Source organism: Blastococcus sp. CCUG 61487, assembly GCF_005222955.1.
Taxonomy (GTDB): Bacteria; Actinomycetota; Actinomycetes; order Mycobacteriales; family Geodermatophilaceae; genus Blastococcus.
Window position 1 is genome coordinate 16456 of sequence record NZ_LWUA01000041.1, and the last position, 16191, is coordinate 32646.

Annotated in this window: 13 protein-coding genes; 8 read left to right on the forward strand and 5 right to left on the reverse strand. The window is 75.6% G+C overall.

What is annotated here, in order from left to right; all coding sequences use genetic code 11:
• The first annotated feature begins 34 nt into the window (after positions 1–34).
• Positions 35–796, forward strand: a complete 762-nt coding sequence (locus A6V29_RS03825; protein WP_137159064.1) for an FkbM family methyltransferase — start codon at positions 35–37, stop codon at positions 794–796.
• Between the two features lie 7 nt (positions 797–803).
• Here A6V29_RS03825 and A6V29_RS03830 read toward each other — a convergent pair whose 3' ends face one another.
• Entirely contained in the window at positions 804–5033 is a 4230-nt protein-coding gene (locus tag A6V29_RS03830) for an alpha-(1->3)-arabinofuranosyltransferase domain-containing protein (RefSeq protein WP_137159065.1), read from the reverse strand.
• A 638-nt stretch (positions 5034–5671) separates the two neighbouring features.
• Here A6V29_RS03830 and A6V29_RS03835 point away from each other — a divergent pair.
• From A6V29_RS03835 to A6V29_RS03845, 3 genes are all read left to right on the forward strand, one after another.
• Positions 5672–6538 carry a glycosyltransferase gene (locus A6V29_RS03835; RefSeq protein WP_249932995.1) on the forward strand — a complete coding sequence of 289 codons (867 nt, stop codon included), beginning with the start codon at positions 5672–5674 and terminating at the stop codon, positions 6536–6538.
• Positions 6535–7986, forward strand: a complete 1452-nt coding sequence (locus tag A6V29_RS03840) for a glycosyltransferase family 4 protein (protein ID WP_249932996.1) — start codon at positions 6535–6537, stop codon at positions 7984–7986. Before A6V29_RS03835 ends, A6V29_RS03840 begins: the two co-directional genes overlap by 4 nt.
• Before the next feature lie 142 nt (positions 7987–8128).
• Complete coding sequence (locus A6V29_RS03845; protein WP_249932997.1) at positions 8129–9952, forward strand: helicase-related protein; 1824 nt, start codon at positions 8129–8131, stop codon at positions 9950–9952.
• 26 nt (positions 9953–9978) lie between these two features.
• Here A6V29_RS03845 and A6V29_RS03850 read toward each other — a convergent pair whose 3' ends face one another.
• The gene (locus tag A6V29_RS03850) at positions 9979–10803 is read right to left on the reverse strand and encodes a sulfite exporter TauE/SafE family protein (RefSeq protein ID WP_137159067.1); all 825 of its coding nucleotides are present in this window, start codon (positions 10801–10803) and stop codon (positions 9979–9981) included.
• A 102-nt stretch (positions 10804–10905) separates the two neighbouring features.
• Here A6V29_RS03850 and A6V29_RS03855 point away from each other — a divergent pair, with 102 nt between their 5' ends.
• On the forward strand, positions 10906–11256 hold the full coding sequence (locus A6V29_RS03855) for an ArsC/Spx/MgsR family protein (RefSeq protein WP_137159068.1): 351 nt from the start codon (positions 10906–10908) through the stop codon (positions 11254–11256).
• Between the two features lie 13 nt (positions 11257–11269).
• Here the strand turns inward: A6V29_RS03855 and A6V29_RS03860 are convergent, their stop codons facing one another.
• Positions 11270–12913: a bifunctional 3'-5' exonuclease/DNA polymerase gene (locus A6V29_RS03860; protein ID WP_212718978.1), complete on the reverse strand. Its 1644-nt coding sequence runs from the start codon at positions 12911–12913 to the stop codon at positions 11270–11272.
• Between the two features lie 100 nt (positions 12914–13013).
• Between A6V29_RS03860 and A6V29_RS03865 the strand changes: the two genes are divergently transcribed.
• From A6V29_RS03865 to A6V29_RS03875, 3 genes are all read left to right on the forward strand, one after another.
• A complete protein-coding gene (locus A6V29_RS03865; RefSeq protein ID WP_137159070.1) occupies positions 13014–13376 on the forward strand; it encodes a DUF1330 domain-containing protein in 363 nt (120 codons plus the stop codon).
• 34 nt (positions 13377–13410) lie between these two features.
• Positions 13411–14277: a siderophore-interacting protein gene (locus A6V29_RS03870; RefSeq protein ID WP_137159071.1), complete on the forward strand. Its 867-nt coding sequence runs from the start codon at positions 13411–13413 to the stop codon at positions 14275–14277.
• A gap of 83 nt (positions 14278–14360) precedes the next feature.
• Positions 14361–15332 carry an NADPH:quinone oxidoreductase family protein gene (locus tag A6V29_RS03875; protein WP_137159072.1) on the forward strand — a complete coding sequence of 324 codons (972 nt, stop codon included), beginning with the start codon at positions 14361–14363 and terminating at the stop codon, positions 15330–15332.
• A 21-nt stretch (positions 15333–15353) separates the two neighbouring features.
• On the opposite strand, the gene A6V29_RS03880 is transcribed toward A6V29_RS03875, so the two are convergent.
• Together A6V29_RS03880 and A6V29_RS03885 are read right to left on the reverse strand one after the other, a co-directional pair.
• Positions 15354–15662, reverse strand: coding sequence for a hypothetical protein (locus tag A6V29_RS03880; protein ID WP_137159073.1), 309 nt, complete (start codon positions 15660–15662; stop codon positions 15354–15356).
• Positions 15663–15801: 139 nt separating this feature from the next.
• On the reverse strand, positions 15802–16191 hold a 390-nt coding region (locus A6V29_RS03885), incomplete at its 5' end, for a VldE C-terminal domain-containing protein (RefSeq protein WP_502700071.1).

A 16191-nucleotide genomic window follows, 5' to 3' on the forward strand; every position in this document is an offset into this window, starting at 1 on the left:
CCGCACGGGGCGTGGTCTCGGCGATCGGAGTTCGGTGGGCGCCCTCAATGCCGCCTTCGCAGTGCTGCCGGACGGGGTGAAGCACCGCCTCATCGCGATGCAGTACCGGCTGTCCGAGGACGAGCTGCGCCGGTTGCGCGACTTCGTCCCGCACGACAGGGCCGCCGTCGACATCGGCGGCTGGTGGGGGCCGTGGACGTACTGGCTGTCCCGCCGGGCGACGGCGGTGCACACCTTCGAGCCGGTTCCGCACGTGGCGCAGTTCCTGCGGTCGGTCAGCGCGGCGAACGTCACCGTGCACGACGCCGCCCTGTCCGACGCCGCCGGCGAGGCCGTGCTGCACGTGCCGTCCGGTGGTCCGGGCAGCGAGGGCCGCTCCACGCTGGGCCGGCCGGAGTTCGCCGGCGCCAGGGAGCTGACGGTGCCGCTGCGCACGCTGGACAGCATCGACATCCCCGACCCCATCGGCTTCATCAAGGTCGACGTCGAGGGCCACGAGGCGCAGGTGCTCCGCGGCGCGGCGACCACGATCGCCACCTACCGCCCGGTGCTCCTGGTCGAGATCGAGACCCGTCCCGACAGCCCGGGCCACGTGGACGAGGTCGTGGCGCTGGTCGAGGGATGGGGCTACTCCACGTCCTTCCTGCGTCGGAGGCAGTGGCTCCCCTTCGGCGAGTTCGACCTCGAGCGCGATCAGCGCCGGATCGCCGAGACGGTGCGCAGCCGCGGCTTGCTCGCCAACATGGTGATGTCGTCGGGCTACATCAACAACTTCCTCTTCCGGCCCACGAGCTGACGGTCCGTCAGGCGCGTCCCGGATCCGCCGCGGCCCAGCGCAGCCAGCCCCGGACCCGGGACAGTCCGGCCGGGACCCTGGACGGCACCGGGAGCAGGCCCGCGACCACCGCCCCCAGGGCCACCACGGCGAGCACCTGGCGCGCCGTCCCCGTGCCCGCGGGGTCCACGAGCAGCAGCAGCCCGGCAGCGGCCAGCGAGCCCCCGGCTGCCACCGCCAGCGCAGCGGGTCGGTACCGGCGCAGCGGCGCCGTCACGGCCCAGAGCCCCAGGAGGGCGCCGACACCCACCGGGCCCGCCACGAACGCCATGCCGCCCACCGCGACGAGGGCGAGCACCACGTCCCGGAGCGGGGGCGCGGCCCGGTCCCGCCCGCCGGTCGGGAGCGTCCGGCCCGGCCGCACGGGGAGCAGGGCCAGGACGACGAGCATCCCGATGGCCAGTCCCCCCGCGAGCAGCGCCGTCCGGTAGGTGCTCCCGGGGGCGAAGTCGAGGACGACGGTGCCGGCCGGCCCGGCGGGGAGGACGTAGCCCTGCTGCCAGCCGTCCACCACGACAGCGCGCAGCTGCCGGCCGTCGAGGGTGGCGGTCCAGCCGGGGTTGGTGTTCTCGGGGACGACGAGCAGTGCGTCCTCGTCGCGGACCCCGACCGTCACCTCCCGGTGCTCGACGTCCCAGCGCGTCACGGCCGCCGCCTCCCGCGCCGCCGCGGAGGCGCCGGCGTCACCGCCGACCCGGGTGAGGGTGGCCGCGTCCACGGTGAGCGCCGCGGTGCCCGTCGCGACCAGTCGGTGCTCGCCCGCGGAGAGGTCCTGCAGCTCCGCGCCGTCGCAGAGGGTGAGCGGGACCTGCCGCATGGACCCGAGGGCGCCGAGGGTGGTCTCGAGCCGGGTGGCGATCGGGCGGCCGTCCAGCTCCAGCGCCGGCCCCTCGCCGCACGGCAGGAGCACGGGGGTGTCCGCCGGCGCGGGCGGGTTCGGTCCGCCGACCTCGATCTCGCTGATGGCGATGCCCAGCGGACGCGTCCACAGGGTGTAGGGGTCGAAGGACCTCCGCCGCTCGGCCGGCTCGACGGTGATCTCGAGGCGGTCGGTGACCACGGGCTCGAACCGCACGGTCCCCTCCCCGTCCGGCCGGACCGTGACCGACCGGTCGGCCGCGGCGACGGTGACCGCCTCCAGGACCGCCGCGCCCGGCTCCGCCAGGATGCGCAGCGAGTCGACCAGCCGCGGCTCGGGCCAGGCGAGCACGATCGTCGGGCGCTCGTCCCCGCCGCCGGCCAGCCAGGAGGTGCGCGGATCGCCGTCCACGGCCGCGGCCGCACCCCCGCGCGGGTCGTACACCTCCACGCTGCTCGCCGCGGCCTGCGGCCCACCCCGGGCAGCGGCGAGGAGGGCGTCGAGCGCCGGACCCGGGCGGCCCGTCACGGCCACCGCGAGCTCGTGCTCGGCGTCGCCCACCGTCGAGAACGTCCGGTCGAGCGCCGCCGGCTCCTCGCCCAGGTCCACCAGCTCGGCGGCGCAGCGGACCAGCCCCTCCTGGACGGCGAGGCAGCCGGGGCGCCCGGTCCCGGCGTCGAAGGCGTAGGCGTCGGCCGCGGCGGAGGGGGTCGGGGTGACCACCGTCCGGCCGAGCGCGACCCCGGGGACGGCCAGCTCGGTCAGCACCAGCGCCGGCGCGCCGGGATCCTCCGTCGTCCCGCTGATCGTCAGGGTCCGGGTGGGCCCTGGGGGCAGCCGCAGCGCCTGGGGCTCCCCGCTGTCCCGCACGCGGACGATCGCGGATCCGGCGTCCGTCGTCACCCGCAGCCGCCGGGGTCGCTCACCACCGAGCTCCGCGCCGAGCACGACGACCACCTCGGAGGCGTCGAACGATCGCTCGGTCGTCAGCCGCCACCAGTCCGGCCGGGGCCGGCCGGGGTCGGTGACCGCGGGCCGCCACGCGGTGCGCAGGTCGGAGTCGACGGCCGCCCACGGGTGGGAGCCGGGGTGGCTGCCGCCCACCCCGACGATGTCCGACGCCGAGCTCGACGCGGTGGGCGTGCCGCCGAGGTGCGCGACGACGCTCTGCGCCCGCGCCATTCCCGGCAGCAGGTAGTCCTGGTGCGGCCGGCCCTGGACCGGGAGCGCGTCCGCGGTCATCGCGGCCGAGAGCGCATCGGTCACCCGGCCGAAGTTCCGTTCCCGGCGCTGGAGGGCGTCGCCGACCATGACCGCCCCCGTCCCGCTCACCGGTTCCCCGGCGAGCAGCACCGGGCGACCGGAGACCAGCCCCCGGTCCTCGAGCGCGAGCACCGTCTCCGGCCCGCCGTGCACGGTGACCGCCGACGCCAGAGGCGCCGTCCAGGCCCGGGGAGCGGGGTCGGCCACCGCGTAGATCTCGACCGCGGGCGCCGGGTCGCCGAGGCCGGCGTCGTAGACGGTGCGCGGCGGCAGGGCCGCCCGCGGGTGGTCGGCGCCGAAGGCGGCCACGCGGGTGATCCCGGGCGATCCGTCCAGGGCCTGGCGCACCAGCGCGGGACGGGTGGACTGGGTGTCCGTGGCATCGAGGTCGTTGCGCAGCACCAGGTGCGAGATCCCTGCCCGCGCCAGGTAGCCGGTCAGCCCCGCGGACCCCTTCCCGCTCGCCAGCCGACGCTCGATGGTGTCCAGCGTCCGGGTGTGCGCCTCCGGGGTCATCGGGAGGATCGACCGGACCTCCCACGGGGAGTCCGCCAGCGCCTGGAGCGGTTCGTCGGCCGGCCTGCCCCACTCGTAGCTGCCGAAGTTGGACGCCGGTACCAGGAGCGCGCGCCCGCTCGGCTGCTCGGTGGCGAGGAAGTCCGCCGTCGCCTGCCAGTGCGCGGGGATGTCGGCGAAACCCGTCGGCGGCCCGATGCGCCCGGCCAGCGCCGGGGCCGTCGTCCCCGCCAGGGGCAGCACCACCGCCACGAGCGCGAGGGCGGCTGTCGTCCGTCCGGCCCAGGCAGCAGCGCGAGACCGGGTACCGCGCCGTCGCGCGGCCGCCACGAGGACGGCGGCGAGGTGCGCGAGCCCGAGCGCGAGCGGCAGGCGGAGCACCGGATCGAACTTGTGCACGTTCCGCAACGGTGCGAGCCCGTGATCGATCGCGTCGTGCAGCGATCCCGCCCAGACCCCTTCCACCGTGGCGAGGTGGCCCATCGACACCAGCGCCACCCCGATCAGCAGGCCCAGGACCAGCCAGGTGCGCTCGGGCAGGTCGCGGCGGGTGAGCCCCACGAGGCCCGCGACGGCCACCCCGAGCGTGGCCGCGATCGGCCAGCCGTCGTGCAGGAGCGACCAGCCCGCCGGCAGGTGCGGACCCGTCGAGGGCGAGGCCATCGCGGCGATCCAGTAGGTCGTCCCGCGCAGCACGCTGAGGACGTCGGTGTGCGCCGTCGTCGTCACGGCGGTCTCGACGTAGGGCAGGACCGTGGGGCTGTACCGGCCGAGCAGCAGCAGCGGCACGACCCACCAGAGCGTCGCGAGCCCGGCGCACAGGGCCCACCACCCGGCGAGCCGGCGGCGCAGCGGTCCCGCCGGCCGGGTGGCCAGGTAGAGCACCGCGAGCGGGAACACCGCCGCCGCGGCCACGGCGTTGACCCCGCCGGCGCCGAGGACCGCGAGCCCCGACAGCGCCGCGGCCCGCCTCGGCGAGCCGTGCCGGGACAGGCCCGCGAGCGGCACGAGCACCCAGGGAGCCAGCGCCATCGGGGTCACCTCCACCGAGGTGGCGGTCATCACCGAGAGCATCCGGGGCGCCATCGCGTAGGCGATGCCGGCCAGCAGCACGGTCGACGGCGTCCCGATGCCGAGGCGGCGGGCGAGCAGCACCACGCCCAGGAACGCGGTGCACATGAGCGCCGCCAGCCACAGCCGCTGGACCACCCACACGGGGAGGCCGAGGAGGTGCCCGAGGGTGAAGAACGGGCCCATCGGGAAGAAGTAGCCGTAGGCCTGGTACTGCAGCTGCCCGGCGTACCCCTCCGCCTCCCAGAGCGAGGCCGCCCGGCCCAGGAAGTCGAGCGGGTCGACGGCCAGGTCGAGCTTGGTGTCCCCCACGATCTCGCCGGGCGCCTGCAGCAGGCAGAGCAGCACGAACCCCGCGCAGACCAGCGCCGGCGCCATCCGGCGCACCGTTGCCCGCGTCAGCGCCGGCCACGGTCGGCGGGCGACCGCCTCGGCCGCCGCGGGACGCGTCGCTGCGTCGTCGCGGCGACGCGTGTCGGTGGTCGTCATCCCGGCATCCACCACGCCGGCCCGGCGGCGGCGCGCCGTCCCCCGAGATGCAGGGGCACCCCGCTCCCGCCTGTCCGCATCGGATCCCTCCGGTCGAGAACTCCGGAAGCTGTGCTCCCGGAGCCGAATCGCGAGGACCTTAGAGCGAAGAAGTGCTCCACGGTCCGCTGCCGGAGAAATGTGGAACCGAACGGGGACCGTCCTCGGGACGATTCCTGCGGGCTATCGACGATTCGTGATCGAACGGTCATCCACGGTGATCGTCTGCCATTCACGCTTCAGGGTGAATGGCAGGACGGTCGACGACGAAGAAACGCACATCCGGTCACCGGGAAAAGCGCGCGTGACGGGCGGTGACACGACCACGCGACCCCGTCCAGGCCCCCGCCGTCGACGACCTCTCGCGTCGCTCACCTGCGGCGATCGCTCGGCCATGGCTTGACCCCGTCGTGAGACGCAGACCATATTGGCGGCCCGTCAGCGAAACCGACGGGTCCGTCACCACCGTCGGACCAGCAGGCCCCCCGTGCACTTTCGGCACCGGGAGGAACGATTTTCCCCGGCACCGGAGGGAGCACCAGGGACGTGGGAACCGAGTCGTGCGCCCGGTGTCCTGACCGCCCGGTCAGGGCTGCCCTGTGAGCGCGGGCGCGGTCGCCGCCGGTGCCGCACCGGTGGTCTGCTCGTCCGCCACTGCGCGCAGCGAACGTCCCGTGCTGGTCCACCTGCGGGGGCAGCGTCCGCCGGCGTCCGAGCGCCGGGCACCTGCGCGCGAGACCCGGCCGACCGTCGACCTCGAGGTCGTGATCCCCGCCTACAACGAGGCGTCCCGCCTGCCGAACACCCTGCACCGCACCGTCGACTTCCTCCGCGAGCAGTCCTGGTCCTCCCGCGTGGTCGTGGTCGACAACGGGAGCTCCGACGGGACCGCCGACGTCGTCCGCGCCTTCGGCGCCGCGTCCGACGACGTACCGGTGGAGCTCGTGGGGTGCGCGCGGCCCGGCAAGGGCGCGGCCGTCCGGCGGGGTCTGCTGCGCAGCCGGTCGCGCTTCGTCGGCTTCTTCGACGCCGACCTGGCCACCCCTGTCGAGACCCTCTCCACCGTCATGGAGCACTTCGCTGCCGGTGCCGCGGCGGTCGTCGGATCCCGGCACGCGCCCGGGGCGCGGTTCGTCCAGCACCAGCCGGCCGCCCGGCAACTGGGCGGCACGGTGTTCCGCGCCATGACCCGCCGCCTGGTGGACGGCGTGCACGACACCCAGTGCGGCTTCAAGTTCTTCGAGCGGGCGGCGCTGGTGCCCGCGCTGGCGACCTGCCGCACCACGGGCTTCGCCTTCGACGTCGAGCTGCTGCGCAACCTGCAACGTGCGGGGGCGGAGATCGTGGAGGTGCCGGTCGCGTGGAGCCACGCGACCGGGTCGTCGTTCTCGCCGCTGCGCGACGGCGTCTCGGCGTTCCGCACCGTGCTCCAGCTGCAGCGCGTGGCAGGGAGGTCGGTGTCGTGATCGACAACTCGGAGCTCCTGCGCGGCTCCCGGATCCTCGTGCTCAACTGGCGCGACGTCCGCCATCCGATGGCCGGCGGAGCCGAGCAGTACATGCACGAGATCGGATCCCGCTGGGTCGAGTCCGGTGCCCACGTCACCTGGCTGACCGCCGCCGTCACAGGGCGCCCGGGGCACGAACGGCTGGACGGGATGCACGTCCGCCGGGCCGGAGGGGCGCTGTCGGTCTACCCCCGCACGGCCCTCCGCGGCTGGCTCGCCCGCGGCCACTTCGACGCCGTCGTCGACTGCCAGAACGGCATCCCGTTCTTCTCCCCCCTCTTCGCCGGCCGCCGGACACCGATCGTGCAGGTGGTCCACCACGTCCACCAGGACCAGTTCGGCACCCACTTCCCGGCTCCGGCCGCCGCGCTGGGGCGGTGGCTCGAGGGGCCGGCGTCGCGCAGCGTCTACCGCGACCGGCCGATCGTCGCGGTCTCCCCGTCCACCCGCCACGAACTGCGCACCCGGCTGCGTTTCCGCGGCCCCGTCTTCGTCGTGCCGAACGGGACCGTCGACCTGCCGTCCCGGAACAGCCGGCGCGCCACGGAGCCGACCATCGTGCTGGTGAGCCGCCTCGTCGTGCACAAGCGCATCGACCTGCTGCTCGGCCACCTCAGCACCGTGGCCGACGCCGTCCCCGGGCTGCGGGTGGAGATCGTCGGCGACGGGCCGGACCGGGCCCGGCTGCAGAACCTCACCGACGAGCTGGGGCTGCAGTCGACGGTCACCTTCCACGGGCGGACGTCGGACGAGGTCCGTGACGAGCTGCTCTCGCGGGCCTGGTTGACGACGTCCACCTCACAGGCGGAGGGCTGGGGCTGCGCCGTCCTCGAGGCGGCCGCATGGGGGGTGCCCTGCCTCGCGCTGCGCGTGCCCGGCGTCCGGGACTCGGTGCTCGACGGCGAGACGGGCTGGCTCGTGGACGAGCCGGGGCAGCTCGGCGCCGCGCTGACCGGTGCGCTGCGTCACGTGTCCGATCCCGTGCGGGCCGACCAGTTCGCCGAGTCGTGCCGGGCCTGGGCGAGCTGCTTCTCCTGGGACCGCAGCGCCGACCTGCTGGCCGGCGTCGTCAGCGCGGAGATCTCCCGCATGGCCGCCGTCACCGCCGGCCGGCCGGTGGCCCACCGGGAGGCCCGGTCCGACATCGCGGTGCTCGCCGTCGTCCCGCGTCCGGCGGCCGAGCTGTCCGCCGCGCTGCGCACCACCGACGAGATCGTGGCCGACGGGGAGCGGACCGCGGTCGTGCTGAACGGCTGCGACGAGACCGCCGCCGTGTCGGTGATGACCCGGCTCGGCGTCCGCCCGATCACCATGCAACTGATGGACAACCGGCTCGTGCTCGCCGGACCCACCGCCCCGCTGGCGCCGGGGTCGACGACAGGTCAGCTCGGGCTGCACACCGCCTGACGTCCCGGCCCCGGCGGCCCGGATGAGACGCTTCGGGGGTCCGCGGGCATGCACCGGCCTCCACCGGTGTTGCGCCCTGCGATGGTCCGCCCACTCCGCGGCGTCGACCCCCCCCCAGCCGTGCACCCCGAAGGACACCTGCTTGCCCGAGCTCCAGCCCCCGCCCGCTCCGTCCCGCTCGTCCGCCGCCACGTCGCGGCGCCGCGAACGCTCCGCCGGTCGCCAGTCCGCCGCCCGGGACGCCGACCGCGCCGCCGCCCGCGAGGAGCGGCTCGCGCAGGAGAGCTGGGTGGAGGGGGCCGCGCCGGAGCTGCCGGTCCGCGCCGTCCGCCCGGAGAACGTCGTCTTCCACCTGGGCCCGACGAACTCCGGCAAGACCTACGAGTCGCTGCAGGCCCTGGCCGCCACCGGGTCCGGGGTCTACGCCGCGCCGCTGCGCCAGCTCGCGCACGAGGCGTACGAGAAGCTCTCCGCCCAGCTGCCCGAGGGCACGGTCGGCCTCTCCACCGGCGAGGAGGAGATCGACCCCTTCGCCCCCATCGTCTGCTGCACCGTGGAGAAGGCGCCGCCGCGCGGCGAGATGCTCGTCCTCGACGAGGCGCACTGGGTCACCGACCCCGACCGCGGCCACCACTGGGCCCGGCTGCTGCTCACCGGCGAGTACGGGGAGATGCACCTCATCTCCGCCGCCGAGGCCTACCTGGTGCTCAAGCCGCTGGTCTCCGACGCCGAGCGCATCGAGGTCGTCAACCACAAGCGGCTCTCCCGGCTCGACGTCCTGCGGGCGCCGGTCCGGCCGAACGGCGTGCGACCCCAGACCCTGGTGGTCGCGTTCTCCCGCAAGGCCGTCTACGCCGCGGCCGCCGAGCTCGACCAGCACCGGCCGGGCAAGGTCGGCGTCCTCTACGGCGCGCTGCCGCCGGCCACCCGCCGCGAGGTGATCCAGCGGTTCACCGGCGGTGAGCTCGACGTGCTGGTCACCACCGACGTCATCGGCCACGGCATCAACGTGCCGGCCACCACCGTGCTGTTCGCCGAGACGACGAAGTTCGACGGTCAGGAGATGCGTCCGCTGCGCAGCTGGGAGGCCGCCCAGATCGCCGGTCGCGCCGGGCGCTACGGCCTGACCGGCCACGGCGCCGCCGGCATCCTCATCGGGATCAGTGGGCTCAAGCCCGTCGCCGCGCTCGTCGCCAAGGGGGCGGCCGTCGCCCGGGGTGACGAGCTCAGCGACCTGCCCAAGCGGGCGCCGCGGCTGCGGCCGGAGCTCGAGGACCTCGGCGCCTTCGAGGCCGTCGACCTGCCCGAGGCGCTGATCCGCTGGATGGCCTGGGCCCGGGCCGCGACCCGTGACCAGGCGATGACCGCCGACGACGTGACCAGCCTGGTGCTGCGGGTGCACGCGCTGCTCCCGCTGCTGCGCGGCCCGCTGGGCGCCGCCGGCGACCTGGAGACCGTGTGGCGGCTGGTCAACCTGGCCATCGACTACAACCCTCCGCGGCGCACCCGCTGGCTGGTGCTGGCCAAGGCCGCCCTCCAGCACGCCGTCGGCCTGCCCGTCCCGGCCGAGACCGTGCTCCCCGACGTGCCGCGCGGCGGCACCGTGGAGGACTACGAGCAGGCGGCGGCCGCCGCTCGCGACGCGCAGACCCTGCTGCGCCAGTTCCCCGGCGTCGCCGGGCTGGACGGCGACGACGCCGCCTGGGTCGAGGAGGAGTGCGCCGAGATGATCACCGAGCTGCTGCCCGACGCGATCGCGCTGGGCCGCTCCGGGAAGTGCGTCGAGTGCGGCGGGGCGATCGCGCCCTGGTTCACCACCTGCCGGCCGTGCAGCGCACCCGCCGGGCGGCGCGGCGGCGACCGGGACCGCCGCCCCTCGGGGGGACGCCGTACCGCGGGCCGCGCGGCCGGCCGCTCGCTCGGCGGGCGGCAGGGCGGCCCCCGGGGACGGTCCCGCCGGGGCTGAGCCGCCGGGGTCGAGCCGCCGGCGATTCAGTCGAGCAGCGGCCGCAGGTTCTCCTCCCAGACGTCCCAGCCGAGCCGGGCGACGAGCGCGGTGACGACGACGAGGAAGGCGATCCGGATGAAGCCGCTGCCCCGTGCGGTCGCCGTCCGGGCGCCGAGGTAGCCGCCGACCATGTTCGCCGCCCCGAGCAGCAGGCCCAGCCCCCAGTAGACCGAGCCGTGCGGGACGAAGAACAGCAGCGCGCCGAGGTTCGTGGCGCAGTTGACGATCTTCGCCTTGGCACTCGCCTCGAGGAAGGCGTAGCCCAGCAGCGAGACCATCGCGAAGACCAGGAACGAGCCGGTGCCCGGGCCGAGGATGCCGTCGTAGAAGCCGATCGCCGCACCGATGGCCGCCGCCGTCCCGTGGTGCCGGCGTCCGGTGTGCCGCAGAGCGGTGACGTCGCCGAGGGACGGGCGCAGCACCGTGAACGCCCCGATGCCGACCAGCGCCACCACGATGATCGGCTTGAACACCTCGGCCGGGAGCAGCGCCGCCACGCTCGCTCCCAGGAAGCTGCCCACGAGCGCGACCGCCGCCATCGGCAGCGCGGTGCGCAGGTCGGGGCGCACCCGGCGGTAGTAGGTGACCGCGCTGGTCGTGGTGCCGGCGATTGAGCCGAGCTTGTTGGTCGCGAGCGCCTCGACCGGGCTGATGCCCGGCACGAGCAGCAGTGCCGGCAGCTGCACCAGGCCACCGCCGCCGACGACGGCATCGATGAAGCCGGCCGCGAGCCCGGCGAGCAGGACCAGCACCAGCGTCGTCGTCGCCAGTCCGTCGGGCAGCACGTCGAGGGCGAGCAGGTCGGTCATGCCACTCCTTCCGGCCCGCCGTCGGCTCGTCCCGGCGCCCTGGGCGACGCTCACCTCATCACGCGCCGCGGGTGGTCCGCCGCACCGCCCTAGGCTGGGCGCGTGGAGGTCTGGTTCAACCCCTCGTGCTCGAAGTGCCGCATCGCCCGCGACCAGCTCGACGAGGCCGGGGTCGAGTACACGCTGCGCCGCTACCTCGACCAGCCGCCGACCGAGGCCGAGCTCCGCGCCGCGCTGGCCGCCCTCGGCCGGGAGCCGTGGGACATCACCCGGACGTCCGACCCGCTGGCCCGGGAGCTCGGCGTGCGCGAGCTGCCGCGCGACCGGGACACCTGGATCCGCCTCCTGGTGGCGCATCCGAAGCTGATCCAGCGACCGATCGTGCTGTCCGACGACGGCCGCGCCTGGGTGGCCCGGGACGACGAGACGCTGCGCGAGATCACCGCGGGCTGACCGGGCGCACGACTCACGAGGCGTCGGCCCACGAGCTGACCACGGCCACGTCCAGCGGGAAGTCCAGCGGGAACCCGCCGAACAGCAGCCGGCCCGCCTCCACCGCTGCCTCCCGCACCGCCTCGCCCACCTCGGCGGCCAGGTGCTCGGGGGTGTGCACCACCACCTCGTCGTGCAGGAAGATGACGAGGTGGGGCCGGGCGGAGGGCGGCCCCTCCCCCAGCGCCCACAGCCGGTTCCGCAGGTCGGCCAGCCAGCACAGCGCCCACTCGGCCGCGGTGCCCTGGACGACGAAGTTGCGGGTGAACCGGCCCCACGCGCGCCGGTGCCGCTCGCGCTCCTGGCGGTCGCCGCCGTCGTCGGGCGGCTCCCCCAGGTCGGCCCCGCGCTGCGCCCAGCCCGCGGCCGGGAGCGGCGAGCCGCGCCCGAGCAGCGTCCGGACGACCTCGCCGCGCTCCCCGGCGCGGGCCGCCTCCTCCACGAGCCCGATCGCGCGGGGGTAGCGACGGGCCAGCCGCGGCATCATCCGCCCGCTCTCGCCCCGGGTCCCGCCGTAGAGCGCGCCCAGCATCCCGACCTTGGCCTCGGCGCGGGTGGCCACCACCCCGCCGGCCACCATGCCCTGGTAGAGATCCCTGCCGCGCGCGGCCTCCGCCATCGCGCCGTCGCCGCTCATCCCGGCGAGCACGCGCGGTTCGAGCTGGGCGACGTCGGCGACGACGAACCGCCAGCCGTCGTCGGCGATGGCCGCCGGCCGGACCTGGACGGGCATGGAGAGCGCTCCCCCGCCGTGCGACGCCCACCGCCCGGTGACCACACCGCCCGGGAGGAAGGACGGGCGGAACCGCCCGTCGCGCACCCAGGCGTCCAGCCACGCCCAGCCGTTCGCCGTCATCAGCCGGGCGAGCCTGCGGTACTCCAGCAGGGCCGGCAGCGCGGGGTGGTCCAACTGCTCGAGGGTCCACGAGCGGGTGTCGGTCACCGCCAGCCCCGCGCCCTGCAGCGCGCGGAGCAGCTCCCCCGGCGAGTCCGGGTTGAGCGCCGGCGCCCCAAGGCCCGCGCGGATCTCACCGGCCAGCCGGCCCAGCACCGCGGGCCGCTGCCCGGCGGCCGGTCGCGGACCGAGCAACCCCGCCAGCAGCCGGTCGTGGACGTCGGCCCGCCACGGCAGGCCGGCGTGCGTCATCTCGGCGGCCACCAGCGCGCCGGAGGACTCCGCGGCGAGCAGCAGTTCCAGGCCCCGTCTCGACCCCGCCGCCTCGAGCGCGGCCTGCTGCCGGTCGTGCTCGGCGACGGGGTCCAGCAGGTCGGCGGGGTCGTCGAGCGGGAACAGCGCGGCGTCGGTGTCGGTGACCGGCTGCAGGACGTCCCAGCCCGGCGTCTCGTCGTCGGCGAGCAGCGCCTGGTCGACCAGCGGCGAGCGCCGCAGGATCGCGTGGCAAAGCCGGAGATCCGCGCAGCGGGCCACGCGCACGCCCCGGTCCAGCAGCGCGGGGTACCAGCGGGTGGTGTCGTCCCACACCCAGCGCACCGGCTCGGGCCGGTGCTCGCGCTCGGCGACGTGGGCGGGCAGGTGCTCGGCGGGCAGCCGCACGGTGGCACCGGGACCACGGACCTCGACGTCCCCACCGCGCCGCCGGAGGACGATCCGCTCCACCCGGCCAGTGTCGCCGACGGGTACGACGGCACGGCTGATCCCCACCGCTTCGGGGTGCCGGCCTCGCCCGGTGGCGCGTCGCGCCGGGCTAGCGTGCGGCATGGCTGTCGATCCCCGTGGCTCGGACCTCAAGCGCTTCCTGCAGGAGGACCCGGGCGGCCCCGTCGTCATGCTCAACCTGCTGCGCTACGCCGACGACGGCAGAGAGTCTTACGCGCGGTACGCCGAGGCGCTGCGCACGACATTCCTCCCCCGCTACGGCGGGGAGGTGCTCTACGCCGGCGAGGGCAGCACCCCGCTCGTCGCCGAGGCCGGACAGGACTGGGACGCGGTGCTGCTCATCCGGTATCCCTCGCGGCAGGCGTTCAGCCGGATGGTGGCCGACCCGGAGTACCAGCAGTTCACGCACTTCCGCACCCGGGCGCTGACCGAGGCGGTGCTGCAGGCAACCATCCCCAGGTGAGGGCAGCCTAACTTCACTGGCCTAGGGTCGGGCCATGAGTGACGCCCGTTCCCCGGAGCCCGACCGGCCGCGCCGCAAGCGCACGCCCCGCATCGGCGAGGTGCTGCGCACGAGCCGGATCACCCCGCACATGATCCGGGTGGTGCTCGGTGGCGAGGGCCTGGCCGGCTTCCCGGCCGGGGAGTTCACCGACCACTACGTGAAGCTGCTCTTCCCTCCGCCCGGCGCGCCCTACGGGGTGCCGTACGACGTCGACGAGCTGCGCGCCGAGCTGCCCGCCGAGCAGTGGCCGGTGACCCGCACGTACACGGTCCGGGCCTGGGACGCCGCGTCCGGTGAGCTGACCATCGACTTCGTGCACCACGGCGACGAGGGCATCGCCGGGCCCTGGGCCGCAGCGGCCCGGCCGGGCGACCGGATCCAGTTCATGGGCCCCGGCGGCGCCTACCGGCCGCGGCCGGACGCCGACTGGCACCTGCTCGCCGGGGACGAGTCGGCCCTGCCCGCGATCGCCACCGCGCTCGACGGGCTGCCGCCCGGCACGCGGGCGCTGGCCTTCCTCGAGGTCGCCGGACCCGACGAGGAGCAGCACGACCTGACCCTGGCTCCGGGGACGGAGCTGCGCTGGCTGCACCGCGGGGACGCCGCTCCCGGCGAGGCGCTGGTGGCGGCGGTCCGCGGCACCGAGCTCCCGGCCGGCCGTGGGCACCTGTTCGTGCACGGCGAGGCGTACGCCGTCCGGGAGCTGCGCCGGCACCTGCGCGAGCTGTACGGACTGGCGCCGGAGTGGACGTCGATCTCCGGCTACTGGCGTCGCGGCGACACCGAGGACCGCTGGCAGGCGAGCAAGCCGGAGTGGAACGCCCGGATCGCGGCCGAGGAGACCTCCGCGCCGGCGTGAGGCGCGGGCTCCGACCGGAATCCTCGGCCACCGGCGGCGTCTGACAAGCTCGGAGGCTCCCGACCCCAACCGCAGGAGGACCCGTGCGCGCCGCCCAGATCTCCACCCTCGACGGACCGGGGGCCATCCAGGTCGTCGACGTCCCCGAGCCCGAGGCCGCCGACAAGGTCCTCATCGAGGTGCACGCCGCCGGCGTGACCTATCCCGAGGTGCTGCAGAGCCGCGGCGAGTACCAGATGAAGCCGCCGCTGCCGTTCGTCCCGGGCAGCGAGGTGGCCGGGGTCGTCCGCTCCGCGCCCGGGGACAGCGGCTTCTCCGCGGGGCAGCGCGTCGCAGCGTTCCCCTCGCTCGGCGGATTCGCCGAGGTGGTCGCGGCGCCGCCGTCGATGGTCTTCCCGCTCCCGGACGGGACGAGCTTCGAGCAGGGCGCGGCGCTGCCGATGAACTACCTGACGATGCACTTCGCGCTCCGCCGCCGCGGGCAGCTGCGCGAGGGCGAGCACGTGCTCGTGCACGGCGCCGCCGGTGGCCTCGGGACGGCGGCGGTCCAGCTCGCCAAGGCCTACGGCGCCCGGGTCGTCGCGGTCGTCTCCAGCGACGCCAAGGGCGAGGTCGCGCGCGCCGCAGGAGCCGACGACGTCGTCCCCTCCGAGGGGTTCCGCGACGCCGTCAAGGAGCTGACCGGTGGCCGCGGCGTCGACCTGATCGTCGACCCGGTCGGCGGCGACAGGTTCACCGACTCGCTGCGCAGCCTGGGGCGCGAGGGCCGGATCCTCGTGCTCGGGTTCACCGGCGGGGAGATCCCCACGGTGAAGGTGAACCGGCTGCTGCTCAACAACGTCTCGGTCGTCGGTGTCGGCTGGGGCGCCTTCTGGGCCGGCAGCGCACCCGGCTACCCGAAGGAGCAGTGGGAGGAGCTGTACCCGCTGCTGGAGAGCGGGAAGCTGGACCCGGTCCTCGGGACGGTCCACCCGCTGGAGGACGTCGTCGCGGCCGTCACCGAGCTCGACGAGCGCCGGGCAGCCGGCAAGGTGCTCCTCCGCGTCCGCGGCTGACCCACCCCGGCTGCGGCGTCACTACCCCAGGAGGCGCCGCAGCCGGCGCGCCGGCGCGCACGCCAGCAGGAGCGGCAGCCGCACCGCGTCGTGCGCCATGCGCACCCCGAACCGCAGCAGGTCCGGCCACTCGGCCGGCCGGGGGGCGGCCTTCTCCGCCGGCCGTGCGGCCGGCGTCTCGGTGACCGCCCGGGCCGCCACGGGCGGCGGCGCGAGCACGTCCATGGCCGGGTGGCTGCGCCGCGGCCCGCGCAGCGAGGCGAAGGACGGGATCGGCGGAGCCATCGGCGACTCGCCCTCGTCCCCTCGTCCACGACGGGTCGTCGACACGGTGGGCTCCTCCTGAGGTTCGGGCGATCGGGCCGGCGCGACGGGTGGCCGTCCGGCCGACGTCGTCGACACTAGCCGCGGCCTTGCACGGCGTCGGCGCCCCCGGGGCGGGCCGTGGGCGCCCACCCCGGGAGGCGGGTCAGCGGTAGTTCACGTGCACGTGGTCCATGTGGTTGGCCGTGGCGCTGCCCCGGTTGTCCATCGGCTTCCACGAGCCGCCCGGGGAGCTGAGCATGCGCTGCTTCCAGATGACGTACTGGACGCCGAGCTCGTTCCAGTGGGCGATGTGGTAGGCCGCGATCGCGTCGCCGAGCGCGCCGTTGGAGTGGACCATGTAGTCCAGGGCGTTGCCGGACGGGTGGCCGGCCGGGTCGGCGGCGCTGGCCCGCGTGCCACCGATCGTGATGCCGGCCGCGCCGGGCACGTTGCTGACGACGGCGTTGGCCGCGGCCTGCGCGGCGGCGCTGACGGGACCGGCGCTGTTGCTGATGCGGGCGACCACGCCGGCCGCCACGCCGGCGGCGCGCGC

What these genes read in the sequence shown, in the direction of transcription:
- A6V29_RS03830 (WP_137159065.1), bottom strand. Translation starts at nt 5,033, where the DNA reads ATGACGACCACCGACACGCGTCGCCGCGACGACGCAGCGACGCGTCCC.
- A6V29_RS03850 (WP_137159067.1), bottom strand. Translation starts at nt 10,803, where the DNA reads ATGACCGACCTGCTCGCCCTCGACGTGCTGCCCGACGGACTGGCGACG.
- A6V29_RS03865 (WP_137159070.1), top strand. Translation starts at nt 13,014, where the DNA reads ATGGCTGTCGATCCCCGTGGCTCGGACCTCAAGCGCTTCCTGCAGGAG.
- A6V29_RS03870 (WP_137159071.1), top strand. Translation starts at nt 13,411, where the DNA reads ATGAGTGACGCCCGTTCCCCGGAGCCCGACCGGCCGCGCCGCAAGCGC.